General features: G+C 69.5%; 13 protein-coding genes and 1 pseudogene. 6 read left to right on the top strand and 8 right to left on the bottom strand.

All coding sequences use genetic code 11. The features are described 5' to 3' along the window. A pseudogene (locus AU196_RS16725) lies at positions 1 to 223 on the bottom strand (dienelactone hydrolase family protein); the annotation flags it as partial. Between the two features lie 66 nt (positions 224 to 289). Here AU196_RS16725 and AU196_RS16720 point away from each other — a divergent pair. From AU196_RS16720 to AU196_RS16710, 3 genes are all read left to right on the top strand, one after another. Continuing rightward, complete coding sequence (locus AU196_RS16720; protein WP_059096204.1) at positions 290 to 1,213, top strand: SDR family oxidoreductase; 924 nt, start codon at positions 290 to 292, stop codon at positions 1,211 to 1,213. Positions 1,214 to 1,303: 90 nt separating this feature from the next. After that, positions 1,304 to 3,091, top strand: coding sequence for an N-acyl-D-amino-acid deacylase family protein (locus tag AU196_RS16715; protein ID WP_059096203.1), 1,788 nt, complete (start codon positions 1,304 to 1,306; stop codon positions 3,089 to 3,091). Further along, a complete protein-coding gene (locus AU196_RS16710; protein ID WP_059096202.1) occupies positions 3,081 to 3,524 on the top strand; it encodes a nuclear transport factor 2 family protein in 444 nt (147 codons plus the stop codon). The genes AU196_RS16715 and AU196_RS16710 overlap by 11 nt, the downstream gene beginning before the upstream one ends. A gap of 6 nt (positions 3,525 to 3,530) precedes the next feature. Here AU196_RS16710 and AU196_RS16705 read toward each other — a convergent pair whose 3' ends face one another. The 4 genes from AU196_RS16705 to bfr form a co-directional block, all read right to left on the bottom strand. Further along, positions 3,531 to 4,883, bottom strand: coding sequence for a type I glutamate--ammonia ligase (locus AU196_RS16705; protein ID WP_082695745.1), 1,353 nt, complete (start codon positions 4,881 to 4,883; stop codon positions 3,531 to 3,533). Between the two features lie 44 nt (positions 4,884 to 4,927). Continuing rightward, positions 4,928 to 5,422 carry a carboxymuconolactone decarboxylase family protein gene (locus AU196_RS16700; protein ID WP_059096200.1) on the bottom strand — a complete coding sequence of 165 codons (495 nt, stop codon included), beginning with the start codon at positions 5,420 to 5,422 and terminating at the stop codon, positions 4,928 to 4,930. Positions 5,423 to 5,448: 26 nt separating this feature from the next. Next, positions 5,449 to 7,497, bottom strand: a complete 2,049-nt coding sequence (locus tag AU196_RS16695) for an MDR family MFS transporter (RefSeq protein ID WP_059096199.1) — start codon at positions 7,495 to 7,497, stop codon at positions 5,449 to 5,451. Positions 7,498 to 7,666: 169 nt separating this feature from the next. After that, a complete protein-coding gene (gene bfr / locus AU196_RS16690) occupies positions 7,667 to 8,146 on the bottom strand; it encodes a bacterioferritin (RefSeq protein WP_059096198.1) in 480 nt (159 codons plus the stop codon). Between the two features lie 239 nt (positions 8,147 to 8,385). Between bfr and AU196_RS16685 the strand changes: the two genes are divergently transcribed. Then, on the top strand, positions 8,386 to 9,018 hold the full coding sequence (locus tag AU196_RS16685; protein WP_059096197.1) for a hypothetical protein: 633 nt from the start codon (positions 8,386 to 8,388) through the stop codon (positions 9,016 to 9,018). An 11-nt stretch (positions 9,019 to 9,029) separates the two neighbouring features. After that, the gene (locus tag AU196_RS16680) at positions 9,030 to 9,245 is read left to right on the top strand and encodes a (2Fe-2S)-binding protein (RefSeq protein ID WP_059096196.1); all 216 of its coding nucleotides are present in this window, start codon (positions 9,030 to 9,032) and stop codon (positions 9,243 to 9,245) included. Here the strand turns inward: AU196_RS16680 and AU196_RS16675 are convergent. After that, positions 9,242 to 10,030 carry an enoyl-CoA hydratase/isomerase family protein gene (locus AU196_RS16675; RefSeq protein ID WP_059096195.1) on the bottom strand — a complete coding sequence of 263 codons (789 nt, stop codon included), beginning with the start codon at positions 10,028 to 10,030 and terminating at the stop codon, positions 9,242 to 9,244. The genes AU196_RS16680 and AU196_RS16675 overlap by 4 nt on opposite strands. A gap of 15 nt (positions 10,031 to 10,045) precedes the next feature. Beyond that, a complete protein-coding gene (locus tag AU196_RS16670; RefSeq protein WP_059096194.1) occupies positions 10,046 to 10,750 on the bottom strand; it encodes an EthD domain-containing protein in 705 nt (234 codons plus the stop codon). Positions 10,751 to 10,843: 93 nt separating this feature from the next. On the opposite strand from AU196_RS16670, the gene AU196_RS16665 reads away from it, so the two are divergent. Next, positions 10,844 to 12,793: an FUSC family protein gene (locus AU196_RS16665; protein ID WP_059096209.1), complete on the top strand. Its 1,950-nt coding sequence runs from the start codon at positions 10,844 to 10,846 to the stop codon at positions 12,791 to 12,793. Here the strand turns inward: AU196_RS16665 and AU196_RS16660 are convergent. Further along, on the bottom strand, positions 12,768 to 13,394 hold the full coding sequence (locus AU196_RS16660) for a PaaI family thioesterase (protein WP_059096193.1): 627 nt from the start codon (positions 13,392 to 13,394) through the stop codon (positions 12,768 to 12,770). The two genes, AU196_RS16665 and AU196_RS16660, sit on opposite strands and share 26 nt — an antisense overlap. Between the last annotated feature and the right edge of the window lies 1 nt (position 13,395).

Here is a 13,395-nt window from a genome sequence, read left to right as displayed (position 1 = left end):
CCGATCCCGGGGGCGGGGCACTTCTCGTCGCGGCGCCGCTGGACGTCACCGGCGCCTCGGCTTCCTGCTGCGTGTTCTCACCGCACGCGGCGAACAGCGCCGTCGCGCCCGCGGTGCCGATTCCCAGGAGGGAGAGCCTGCGCAACGCCTCACGGCGCGACAGCAATCCGTCGACGTGGTCGGTGGCGATCTCCTCGGCGATGTAGCGCTGCAGCGGGGTCACGTTCGCGAGTATGCGCTCATCGCCCAACCGGCGGAACCGATTGCCCCAGCACGCCATACTCGGGTCATGAGATGGCGTCCCGATCCGGACGCGCTGCGCGGCCGCGTCGCCGTGGTGGCGGGAGCCACCCGGGGCGCAGGGCGCGGAATCGCCACCGCACTCGGCGAGGCCGGCGCCACCGTCATCTGTACGGGCCGCAGCAGTCGAACGGCGCGGGGCGGCTCCGACTACGACCGGCCGGAAACCATCGAGGAAACCGCGGAGATGGTCACCGCTCTCGGCGGCCGGGGCATCGCCCACCGTGTCGACCACCTCGACGTCGCACAGGTGCGCGCACTCTCCGAGAGGCTGCGCATCGACCACGGTCACATCGACATCGTGGTCAACAACATCTGGGGCGCCGAGCTGCTCAAGGGGCCGCCGTCGAGTTGGCACCGCCCGATGTGGGAGCACGATCTGGACGACGGGTTGCGCATCGTTCGCCTGGGCGTAGACACGCATCTCATCACCTCGCACTGCCTGCTTCCGCTCCTGGTCGCCAGGCCGGGCGGTCTGCTCGTCGAAATCACCGACGGCACTGCCGAATACAACGCCGACAACTACCGGGTCTCGGTGTTCTACGACTTGGTCAAGTGCGCCGTGAACCGGTTGGCGTTCAGCCACGGCCACGAGCTGGCGGCGTTCGGCGGCACCGCTGTCGCCGTCACCCCCGGCTGGCTGCGTTCGGAGATGATGCTCGACAACTACGGCGTCACCGAAGCCGACTGGCGCTCGGCACTGGAGCCGGATCGGCCCGGCGGTCACCCGACGGCCCCGGCCGGTTTCGCCGACTCCGAGACGCCGCGCTACGTCGGCCGGGCAGTGGCCGCGATCGCCGCCGACGCTCGCAGACACAGGTGGAATCAGCGCTCGGTGACCTCCGCCCAACTCGCCCGCGAGTACGGTTTCACCGACGTCGACGGCCGTCAGCCCGACGGATGGGCCGACTGAAGCCGCAGGTCAACGCCTCAGTAGACAATTCGACAAATCTGTTCACTGGAAGCGTTGACACCCGCAGCACCGGGACTGTTCTATGACACCGTGACCTACGACACGATCATCGCCAACGGACGCTGGTTCGACGGCACCGGCGCACCGTCGGCGATCCGCAACATCGGCATCCGGGACGGCCACGTCGTCACCGTCACGCCCGACGAACTCGACGCCACCGGATGCCCCCGGGTCGTCGACGCCACCGGCAAATGGGTGATCCCGGGCATGCTCGACATCCACACCCACTACGACGTCGAGGTGCTGGAGGGGCCTGCCCTCACCGAATCGCTGCGCCACGGGGTGACGACGGTGATGCTGGGTTCGTGTTCCCTGTCGACCATCCACGTCGACGGCGCCGACGCGGGCGACCTGTTCGGCCGGGTCGAAGCGATCCCCCGCGAGCACGTCATCGCCGCGGTCGACCGGCACAAGACCTGGACCACGTGCGACGAGTACGTCACGGCACTGGAGTCGCGACCGCTCGGCCCGAACGTGTGCGCATTCATCGGGCACAGCGACATGCGGACCGCCGTCATGGGCCTCGACCGCGCGACCCGCAGGTCCGAGCGCCCCACGCGCCGCGAACAGGCCCGCCTCGAGGAGATGCTCGAAGAGGCGCTGGCCGCCGGGTTCGTCGGCATGTCCTCACAGCAACTGTTGTTCGACAAGGTCGACGGCGACACGTGCCGCTCGCGCACCCTGCCGTCGACCTACGCCAGACCGCGCGAACTGCGCCGCTTGAAGTCGATGCTGCGGCGCAGCGGGCGCGTGTTGCAGTCCGCCCCCGACATCGCCAACCCGCTGAACCTCGGATCGCAACTGGCGCAATCCCTCGGCCTCTTCCGCAACCCGCTCAAGACCAGCCTGCTGTCGGCCGCCGACGTGAAGTCGAACCCGTACGCGATCAAGATCCTCGGGCCGGTGGCGCGCGCGGTCAACCGGCTCGGCGGCAACTTCCGCTGGCAGCATCTGCCCGTGCCGTTCGAGGTGTACGCCGACGGTATCGACCTGGTGGTGTTCGAGGAGTTCGGGGCGGGCGCGGCCGCGCTGCACCTGCGCGACGAGGTCGAACGCAACGCGTTGATGCGTGACGAGGACTACCGGCGGCGTTTCCGCAAGGACTACGAGAACAAGATGGGCGTGCGGGTATGGCAGCGCGACTTCTTCGACGCCGAGATCGTCGACAGTCCCGACGCGTCGATCGTCGGCAAGTCGTTCGGTCAGGTCGGTGTCGAGCGCGGGCTGCACCCCGTCGACGCCTTCCTCGACCTGGTTCTCGAGCACGGTCGCGAACTCCGTTGGCGCACCACGATCTCCAATCACCGGCCGGAGGTCCTGAAGAAGCTGGCCCGCGAATCGGGCATTCAGATGGGCTTCTCCGACGCCGGCGCCCATCTGCGCAACATGGCGTTCTACAACATGGGTCTGAGGCTGCTGCGCCACGTCCACGACGCACAGAAGGCCGGCCGGCCGTTCATGAGCGTCGAACAGGCGGTGCACCGGCTGACCGGTGAACTCGCCGACTGGTACCGCCTCGATGCCGGCCACCTGCGCGTCGGTGACCGGGCCGACCTCGTGGTGATCGACCCGGCACACCTCGACGCGAGCCTTGACGACTACGCCGAGGACCGCGTCGACTTCTACGGTGGGCTCGAACGCATGGTCAACCGCAACGACAGCACGGTCAGCCTGGTCATGGTCAGCGGTCACGCGGTGTTCCGCGACGGTGCCCCCACCGGCCTGGTGGGCACGAAGCGCACCGGGCGGTTCCTGCGCGCCGCCCACCGAGCACCTGCCGTGTCCACCTCGACCGCGGAGTTCGCCGGTGTCCGTTGAGGATACGGTGCTCGGGATGTGGAAGTCGCTGTCCGCCCGGGACTGGGAGGCGGTGAAGGCCCACCTGTCCGCCGACTGCATCTACGCCGACATGCCCGTCGGACCGGCGCTGGCCGCCCGGGGTCCCGAGGACATCGTCAAACGGCTCAAGGTGGGGCTCGAACCGCTCGCCGGCTACGAGAACCACGACGGCCTGCTCGTGACCAACGGCGTCGACGTGATGTACGAGCACTCGGAGACGTGGAGATGGCCGACCGGCGAGACCGCCGTGCTGCGGTTCGTCACCGTCCACCGGGTCGAGGACGGCGCGATCACCCTCTGGAAGGACTACTGGGACATGTCGGGGCTCACGGCCACCGCACCGCCCACCTGGCTCGAAGACCTCGCCACGGCCGACACCTCCTGGGTGTTCGACGCGACCGGCTTGATCTGAGCGGGGTCAGACACTCCACGCCATCCGGAACTTGTCGGCCTGCTCCTCCGGCGACAGGGCGCCGAAATGCTCTGCCTCGTAGAGTCGTACCGCCACCACGGCGTCGACGACCGCGTCCCCGAGGATGCGGCGCATCGACGCGGAGCCCTCCAGCGCGCGTAGCGCGTCCTGCTGCCGGGCGGGCAGCAGCACCGTACCCGCTTGTGCGCGTTGCGCTTCGGTGAGCGAGGCCGGATCCACACCGGTCTCCGGCGGCAGCGTCGACTCGTGCTCGATCCCGTCGAGCGCGAGGCCGAGGATCGCCGCCGAGGCGAGGTACGGGTTCGCCGACGGGTCGATGACCTTGACCTCGACATTGCCGCCGTGCACGTTGCCCGGCCCGCCCTGCAGGAACCGCACCGCGGCTTCGCGGTTCTCGGTGCCCCAGCAGATGTAGGCCCCCGACCAATGGCCGGGCTGGATGCGCAGGCCCGACAGCAGCGAACCGCACAGCACCCCCTGCGCCTCCGGCAGTCCGGCGACCAGCCCGGCGACGGCGGATTCGCCCTCGGCCGTCATACCGTGGGCGCCCGGGCCGTCGGAGAACAGCGGGACACCATGGCGCCGCAGCGAGAAGTGCTGGTGCGCACCGTTTCCGACGCTGCCCGCGAACGGGACGGGTGAGAGGCTGACCCGCATCCCGTACCGGCGCGCGACCCGGCCGACGAGGATCCGCATCAGCACCAGTGAGTCGGCCGCCGCGACCGGCGGAAGCGGCGACAGTGAGATCTCGAACTGGTTGGCCCCGTACTCGGGATGGAACTGTTCGATCGGCACCCCCGAACTCGTCGCCGCATCGGTGACGTCACGGACGAAGCCCTCGTATTCGAGCACCCCGGCCAGGCCGTACTGCGCCCACAGCGTCGACGGCAGTCGGCCGCCGTCCGGGCCGACCAGGACGAACTCCATCTCATGGCCCACCGAGGCGGTCAGCCCCGCCGCCGACAACCGGTGCTCCACCCGGCGCAGCGCACCCCGGCTGCAGTACGGATCGGGTCCGCCGTCCTGGTCGAAGAATCCGCCGGGGGCCCAGGCCAACCCGTCACCCAGGATGTGCAGCGCGCCGAGGTCGATGCGGATGCGCTGATCGCCGACCACGCTGATGGACTCGCCGAACACGATGCCGGACTGGTCGATGGTGAACGCGTGCCAGACCGGGCTCGCCCCCAGGCCGGGGTCCGCGAAGGCGCCCATCCGGCGTAGGGGAACCGTCTTGGCGTGTGTCAGCCCCGCCGGGTTGACGACCGTCCCGATCAGGGTGGCGACGCCGTCGGACTCGAGTTGCGCGATGGCGGCTGCGGCGAGGGGTTTGGCTGCCATGACGCCCATTGTTCACCGAGTGGCCGCCCGGCGGCGGGCGGAATCTACAGAGTGATCTTGCAGCTCTGCCCGATGTCGAGCGTCCGCAGCACCCGGCCCATCCCGACCCACATGGCGCAGGACAGGGCAAGGTCGGTGATCAGCTCGGCGTCGAAGTGCTCGCCCGCCCTGGCCCAGAAGTCGTCGTCTTCGCGCAGGCCGGTGTGGTCGGTGGCGAACCGGTGGGCGAACTCCGCTGCGATGCGTTCGGCGGGGCTGTAACCCGGCCACGTGCGCCACTGGTCGCTGTACCGGTAGAGGTCCTCGTCGACGCCGGCCGCCTCACCCTCGGAGTCGCGGGTGTTCTGGCACACGACACACTCGTTCGCGTTCGCGATGACCACCCGCGCCAGTTCACGCACCCGCAACGGCAGGCGGCCCTTGGTGTAGACGGCCTGGCTGAAGGCTGCCATCGCCGCCCCCAGATCGGGTGAGCGGACCGCGAAGGCCGTCACGTCGTCATCGGCGAAGTCACGGGTGGCGTCCCCGATTCGGCTCATGGGCGCATGCTACGCGTACGCCGGGATCACCGAGCCCGTTCGAGTTCGTCGTCCCACTCCCAATCGCGCTGCACGAGCATGCGGTGGGTGATCCGCTCCAGCGCCGCCTCCACCTGCAACCGGTCCGGCCGTCCCTCGAACGTGGGTGACGTCGCGAGTCTGTCGACGATCATGCCGACGAAGGCCGACGACACGGCGTCGACCTGACGGGCCCCGGACTGGCTGAGCCACAATAGATCTCCCGTTCGGGGGGCATATCCGGTGGCCACCAGATCGTCGAAGACGGGTTCGACCACCTCGCAGGGGATGCGGAGCCGGTCGGCGATCTCGCTCAACCTGGCCGAACCGAAGACCTGGTTGTGCCGGTAGATCTGCAGGAGCGCCCACAGCCGCGCGACGTCGAGTTCGCACCCCGGCCGTCCGGCCACCGAACGCAGCCGGATGTCGGGCGAGTTGCGCAGCAACCGGCCCACCGCGGATTCGAGCATCTGCTCGGAGGATTCGGCGCCGGGCATCGCGAAACCCTCGCCGAGGTCGACGGCTGTGCCGGTCTCCATCTCCCGCAACGGCACCTCCTTGAGCAGCAGTGCCACCAGGAAGCCCACGGCCGCGACCGGGGCGGCGCAGAGGAACACCAGGCCGAGCGAATCGGCGTAGGCGTCGACGATCGGCGCGGCGACATCGGGTGCCAGCCGGTGCAACGCCTGGGGCGACTCGGCGGCGACCGGTGGCGCCCCGCTGCGCAGCAGGGCCTCCCCGATCCGGTCGTTGAGGAAGTTGGCGAACAACGATCCGAAGATGGCCGCACCGAACGAACTGCCGATGGTGCGGAAGAACGTCACGCCGGAGGTGGCGACGCCGAGGTCGTCGAAGGTGGCGGTGTTCTGCACGGTGAGAACGAGCACCTGCATGCACAGCCCGATGCCGGTGCCGAGGACGAACAGGTACAGCGACTGCTGCAGCAGGTGTGTGGAGGCGTCCATCCGGGACAGCAGCAGGAATCCGACCGTCATGATCGCGGTGCCCAGGACCGGGAAGATCTTGTACCGCCCGGTGCGGCCGACGATGACGCCGCTGCCCATCGAGGTGATGAGCAGTCCCGCCACCATCGGCAGCGTGCGCAGGCCCGATTCGGTGGCCGAGACGCCGTCGACGAACTGCATGAAGGTGGGCAGGAAGGTGAGCGCTCCGAGCATCGCGAAACCGACAATGAACGACAGGATGCAGCAGACCGTGAACACCGGGCTGGCGAACAGCCGCATCGGCAGAATCGGTTCGGCCGCCCGCCTCTCGACCTGGATGAACACCGCCAGCGCCACCGCGGAGGCGACGAACAGGCCGATGATGACCGGCGACGTCCACGCGTATTCGGCCCCGCCCCAGCTGGTCGCCAGCGTCAGGCCGGATGCGCCGAGACCGACGAACACGATGCCGGCGTAGTCGATGGTGGGCCTGCCGGACCGGCTCAGCGCCGGGATCGCCGCCGCGGCGACGAAGAACACCACGACGCCCACCGGCACGTTGATCCAGAACGCCCAGCGCCACGTGAGGTGGTCGGTGAAGAAGCCTCCGAGCAGTGGTCCGATGACGGTCGTGACGCCGAAGACCGCACCCAGCGCGCCCTGGTAGCGGCCGCGCTCCCGCAGCGGGATGACCTCACCGATGAGCGCCATGGCCGTCACCATCAGCGCGCCGCCGCCGACACCCTGCAGTGCCCGCGCGGCCACCAGCATGCTCATCGAGTTCGCGAGCCCGCACAATACCGATCCGGCGAGGAAGAACAGCACCGCCGCCTGGAAGACCGTCTTGCGGCCGAACAGGTCGCCGAGCTTGCCGACGATCGCGGTCACGATCGTCGAGGCCAGCAGGTAGCTGGTCACCACCCAGCTCTGGTGGCCGGCACCGCCGAGATCGGCCACCACGGTCGGCAGCGCCGTCGCGACGATCGTCTGGTCCAGCGCGGCGAGGAGCATCCCCAGCAGGACGGCGACGAAGACCAAGTTGCGCCGCTGCGGGCTGATCAACGCGCCGCCCCGCTCGGGCGGTGCTGCAGTGGGTGCGGGTGAACTCGCCATACGTGCCTTGGGTGCCTTCCGTGGAGATGCCGACCGCTATATCGTTAGCTTGTCTATAAAAGTTACGGCGGACCGGTTCATTCCCGAGGTGACCCCCGACACGAACCGACCCGCGCCTCCGGTTACCCCGGAACGGCGCGGGTCAGTCAGTCGGTACGGCGGTGCGGCGCTACTGCGGGGGGCGCGACACGCACTGCGCCGCGTAGAGCTGCTCGCCGAGCTTGTCCATCAGCTCGAGTTGGGTCTCGAGGTAGTCGATGTGCTTCTCCTCGTCGGCGAGGATGGTCTCGAACAGGTTGGCGCTGGTGGCGTCGCCCTTCTCCCGGCACATGACGATGCCGGGCTTGAGCCGGCCGACCACCTCGTATTCGATGGCGAGATCGGCCTCGAATTGCTCGCGCAGCGTCTGGCCGACCCGCAGCGAGAAAAGTCTCTGATAATTCGGAAGGCCGTCCAGGAGAAGGATCCGGTCGGTGATGGCCTCCGCGTGGCGCATTTCGTCGAACGATTCCTCGCGGGTGTGACTCGCCAATTCGGTGAAGCCCCAGCTTTCCTGCATCTTCGAATGGAGGAAATACTGGTTTATCGCCGTCAATTCGCTTGTCAATTGCTCGTTGAGCAATTTCAGGACGTCGGGATCGCCTTGCATGGAGCTCTCCTACTGACTGTGGTGGCCGCTCGGTCTCACTGTTTGCCGTACCCCTGCAATCTAGTCCCAACGAGAGGCGGAAGCGACCCGTTTAGCTTGATAGCGGCGTGTTTTCGGCACGCGGAGGGTCTTGAGGCGGTTGCTGGCCGCATCGCGCGCGGGGTTCTCTGGACTGCCTGCCCTAAGTAAGGTTAGACTGCACTAACATGCGGGCGAGTACCTCGGACAGGCGGGAAACAATGGGTGAGTATGACCTCCACTCACTCATTCTCGCGTGCGATTTCCGGGTCGACGATCCCGAGCGGATGTGGGCCTGGCTGGACAAGAAGAAAGCCGGTTTGAATGCGATCGGCGCACACCATGTGGTGATGTACAAATCCATTTGGGAGCCCGGACGTGTGTTGACGACGATCGGCATTCGTCACCCCAAATCCGTTCGGGAGGTCCTCCGATCACCCGCCATATTCGAATTGTTCGACATCTCCGGGGTCGACGACATCCCGCCCGTGTTCGGCGGGGAGGTGGTCGAGAAGATCGACCTGGACGGCCCGTCCTCGCAGCGCCACGTCGCCGGGGTCGTCGTCGGCGCGATGGCCGCCGTCGACGACGTGCAGGCGCTGATGGTCAAGGTGCACGACGGACTCGACCGGTTCCGCGACGCCGGTGTCTGCAAGGTCTGGGTCTACCAGGCCCTCGACGACGGGCAGGAAGTCATGATCCTGCAGGAGATCGACGACGAGCGCAGCGCCCGGCAGTGGATCGACCACCCGGACGCGTCCGCCGAATGGATGTCGAGAGCCGGCCTCGGCGCCTACCCGACGCTGTTCGTGGGCAAGCTGGCCCACGTCATGGCCGTGGACGACGAGGGATAGCGGGGTCCACGGTGTTCGTCTGCCTGTGCATGGGAGTGACCAGCCACGTCGTCAACGACGTCATCGCCGCGGGCGCCTCGACGTCCAAGGAGATCGCCGAGGCCTGCGGCGCGGGCAGCGAGTGCGGCCGGTGCCGCCGCACGCTGCGGGCCATCATCGAGGCGCACAGCGTCGACGGCTGCCCGGCGCAGTACAACGGATGCCCGTCGCGGATGCGGGCGAACTAGTCCCCGCCCCGGCGCTGTCCGGTCGCTTCGCTCGCCCCGCGGCCGGCGAAGGCGGCGAGCGCATCGGTGTTGGCAGCCTGGCCGAGCAGCACCTCGAACTTGGCGTACTCGCGGGCGAGGGCGGCCTTCACCTCGGACCGCGTCGGCTCGACGATGGTCTCCTTGACGGCCATCAGGCTCGGGATCGGCCGGGAGGCCAGGACCGCGGCGTGCCTGCGGGCCTCGTCGAGCAGATCGTCCGGCTCGCAGACCTGCCAGGCGATGCCCATACGCGCAGCGTCGGCGGCCGACACCCATTCGGAGGACATCAGCAGCCAGGCCGCGTTCTGCCGCCCCATCAACTGCGGCAGCAGATAGCTCGACGCCGCCTCCGGCGCCACGCCGAGGCTGGTGAACGGACACTTCAACCGCGCCGTCGTCGCCATGAACACCAGGTCCGCGTAGCCGAGGATCGTGGTGCCGATGCCCACCGCGAGCCCGTTCACCGCACACACCAACGGTTTCCGGAGGTCGAGCAGCGCCTCCATGAGTCCCGGGAAGCCGTGTTCCCCCGGCTGAAAATCCGGATCGGTGACGCGAGCGGCCATCTCGTGGAGGTCGTTACCGGCGCTGAACGCCCGGCCCGCTCCGGTGAGCAGCACGACGGCGACCGAGGGGTCGGCGTCGGCCTCCCGTAACGCCACCGTGGTCGCGTCGTAGAGCGCCTCGTTGAACGCGTTGAGCGCCTCCGGCCGGTCGAGCGTGACGGTGCGCACCCCGTCGGCATCGTTGATCTGCAGGGTCACCGCAGCAGCGTAACGTCAGCCCCCCGCGAAGGGGCTGCGCATCACGTACCGACTGGTGGGCACCGTGTCGATGTCGCGGTTGGCGCCGAACGCCTCCGTGCTCGCCAGCATCCTCTGCATCCGGTCGGCCAGATCGGCGTCGTCGGCCGCGCCGAAGAACGCGTGCAGATCCGACACGGCCGCAAGGGGAAACAGCTCCTCGACGATCGCGGCGATCTGCGGTGCGTCGTCGGTCAGCGCGCGCACGACGGTGTTCTGGACATAGCCGAACGTGGCCTGCGTGGCGATCGCCACCGGTGTGTGGTCCCGCTGCCAGCGGTCGCGCCACGTCGGCTCGTCGAGGTCGGCCGGCCGCCGCAGCAGCGCGATGTTCGCCAGCCCCTCGGTGCGCTCCCCCGGCTTCGTGGCCGGGGCGGGCATCGGCACCGACTCGGTGACCAGATAGGCCGCCGCCGCTGCGCATTCGCGGCGCACCGCGTCGAGGGCGGCGCGGACGTCACCGCCGTAGGACTGCTGCGTCCACAGGCTCAGCACCGCCACCACCGGCGGGTCGAGGGTGGTGAGCGTCATCAGGGAATCCCGAACCGGTGCGTCGCGCACGTTGACCGTCAGCCCCGGCACGCCGAGATCCAGCAGTCGCGGCGCCACCTCGGTGCGCAGCCGGGTACACCAGGCCTCGTCGGCGGCCGAGGACCGCAGCGTGATCATCACCTTCTCCACGACTGCAACCTACTGACACCGCCCGTCCGCGCGAGTCACGACCGGCTCGCGGCGCCTCGGGGGGAGAATGATCGCGTGCACGTCGACAGCCGGATGATGGACACGGTTCGGCTGACCACGCCGGGAGTCGGTGCGGTCGTCCGCAGCCTCGTGGGCGTGCTGGCGTTGACAGCGCTGGCGCTGTACGCGATTTCGCCGACGGCGGCGATGTGGACCGCCGGGGCCGGCATCATCGCCGGCGCGATCGCACTGCAGGACACCCCCGGACGGCGGCTGCCGATCGTGGTCATCGCGTCGGTCGAGGTGGGCGCGGCCGCCCTGCTGGGCTCGTCGAGCACCGGCCACGACGCCGTGTTCGTGGTCGTGGTCGCGGTGTGGTGCTTCGTGGCCGGGATGCAATGGGCCCTGGGGGCGAATGCCGGGTTCGTCGCCGCGGCCGCCGCCGGGCTGCTGGTGATCACCCCACCCGAGGCGATGTCGCTGCCCGACGTGCTGGCCACGGTGGCGCTGACCGTCGCCACCGGTCTGGTGCAGGCGCTGCTGGTCTGGCTGCGTCCGCCGCAGCGGTGGCGCGCGCAGCAGCACGCGCTCACCCGCGCACACCGGTCGCTGGCGCAGGACGCCAGGAGCCTGGCCTCCGACACCGGCGCACCGCTCGACCCCGCACAGCTGGCGTGGCTGCGGGAGGTGTTCACCACGATCCCGCAACACCAGCGCCCCAAGGCCTACCAGCTCGGCTACCAACTCCCCGAGCGGATCGCCGCGACGCTGGTCGCGCTGCGCCGCACCGACGCCGACCTCACCGAACTGTCCTCGGCCGCCGGCGAGTTCCTCGACGCGATCGCCGAGCACGGGGTGGCCGCGCACCGCGGGGCCGATCGCGCACTGCATCGGGTCGACGCCGCGGCCGCTGCCGTCACCGGGCCGGGGGCCGCTGCCGCCCAACGTTTCTCCGAACAGTTGCACGAGGCGGCGGTGCTGCGTTTCGGCCGGCTGCGGGGTCCGGATCTGAGGGGTTCGCTGTCCGGGTCGGCGAGTGTGTTGCGCCGCCACCTCACATCGACGTCGCCGGTGCTGCGGCACGCGATCCGCCTCGCCGCGGCCACCGCGGTCGCCGTGGCGGTGGCACGCTTCACCGATCTCCGTGAGCCCTCCTGGGTGGCGCTGACCGTCTTGTTGATCCTGCGGCCCGAGACCGCCCACACGTACACCCGGTGCGCCGGGCGGTTGGCCGGGATCGCCGGGGGCATCCTGGTCGCGTCCGCGGTCAGCCTGCTGTGGCCGCCGACGGGCATCGTCGCGGCGATCAGCGCGGCGGCATTCGTCGGGGTGGCGTACGCGGTGTGGGGGTTCGGGTACATCGCGGTCAGTGCGGCGCTGGCCGCGGCGGTGGTGTTCCTGCTCGGGATCGTGGATCCGGTGCAGGGCACCGCGGTGATCCACCGCCTGGTCGCGGTCGCGATCGGCGGTGGACTCGCGCTGGTCGCCCACGTGGCGCTGCCCGACGACGCGCTGATCAGGCTGCGTCAGCGCGCGGGGGAACTGCTGATGACCGAGATCGACTACGCGGCAATGGTGGTCCGGGCGTTCGTCCACGAGCTCGACCGGCCGGCCGACGCGCTGGCCGCGGCGTGGCAGCGGGCCTACCGCGCCCGGGCGGCGTTCGAGGCCGCCTCGGGCGCCACGCGGCTGCAGGATCCGATGCAGCGGCAGTGGCTGCGGTCCCTGCGGACGGCGCTCAACGCGATCACCGGTGCCTGCACCACGATGGAGAGCAGCCTGACCGGCCAACCGGTCACACTCAGTCCCGAGTTCGTCGCGGCGGTCGACGACTACGTCGACGCGTTACGCGGGGCCCCGCCGAACCCGGCCGCGCTGTGGACCGTGGATCTACCCGAGCTGATGGCCGCCGACCGCCGGGTCCGCGAACTGGCGGACACCGTCGCGGCCAGCAGCGGTGCCCGTGTGCTCGTCACCGAACTCGCCGCGATCACCCGAAGCCTCGCGGCGATCACGCCTATCCCCGCGCCCACCTGGGCTTGATGAACACTCCCTCGGCCTCGACGGTCACCCCGTCGTCGTCGGCGAGATGGCCGACGACGAAGGCCTTGATCCCCTCGACCCGCGCGATCTGCGCCTCCGCGTGCAACCGGCCGAGGCGCGTGGTGCGCAGGTACCGCATCGTGATCGTGCCGGTGAGTCGCGGCTGGCGCTGGTCGCTGGCGGCCTCACCCAGCACGTGGTCGAGCACGAGTGCGGCCACCCCGCCGTGAACATGGCCGGGGGGGCCCTCGTACGCCGCGCCCAGGTCGAAATCGGTGAAGACGCGGCCAGTCTCCTCCCGGTGGAGCACCAGCGGGGGCGCGACCGGGTTACGCACCCCGATGACAGGGTTGCCCCAGGGCATCTGGACGCCGTCGGAGGTGAACTGCACTCCGAAGGCGCCGTCGAGCTGTCTGCGGCGCAGGCGTGCGGTGGCCGCGTCGATCTCGGCTTTGGCGGCGGCGACGGTCTCGGCGTCGGCCTGGGTGCGGATGGTGGCGTCGATCAGGGCGCGCACCGACTCCGTCAGCGGTTCGTAGGTCTCCCGCAACCGGGCGACGTCCGCCGAGCCCAGACCCTCGATGTGGGTGTACTCCAGCACC

Source organism: Mycobacterium sp. IS-1742 (assembly GCF_001500125.1).
GTDB lineage: Bacteria > Actinomycetota > Actinomycetes > Mycobacteriales > Mycobacteriaceae > Mycobacterium.
The sequence above is the reverse complement of the archived record's forward strand: the minus strand, read 5'-3'. Positions and strand labels throughout refer to the sequence as shown.

What these genes read in the sequence shown, in the direction of transcription:
- AU196_RS16700 (WP_059096200.1), bottom strand. Translation starts at nt 5,422, where the DNA reads ATGAGCCGAATCGGGGACGCCACCCGTGACTTCGCCGATGACGACGTG.
- AU196_RS16720 (WP_059096204.1), top strand. Translation starts at nt 290, where the DNA reads ATGAGATGGCGTCCCGATCCGGACGCGCTGCGCGGCCGCGTCGCCGTG.
- bfr (WP_059096198.1), bottom strand. Translation starts at nt 8,146, where the DNA reads ATGCAAGGCGATCCCGACGTCCTGAAATTGCTCAACGAGCAATTGACA.
- AU196_RS16665 (WP_059096209.1), top strand. Translation starts at nt 10,844, where the DNA reads ATGATGGACACGGTTCGGCTGACCACGCCGGGAGTCGGTGCGGTCGTC.
- AU196_RS16705 (WP_082695745.1), bottom strand. Translation starts at nt 4,883, where the DNA reads ATGGCAGCCAAACCCCTCGCCGCAGCCGCCATCGCGCAACTCGAGTCC.
- AU196_RS16685 (WP_059096197.1), top strand. Translation starts at nt 8,386, where the DNA reads ATGGGTGAGTATGACCTCCACTCACTCATTCTCGCGTGCGATTTCCGG.
- AU196_RS16695 (WP_059096199.1), bottom strand. Translation starts at nt 7,497, where the DNA reads ATGGCGAGTTCACCCGCACCCACTGCAGCACCGCCCGAGCGGGGCGGC.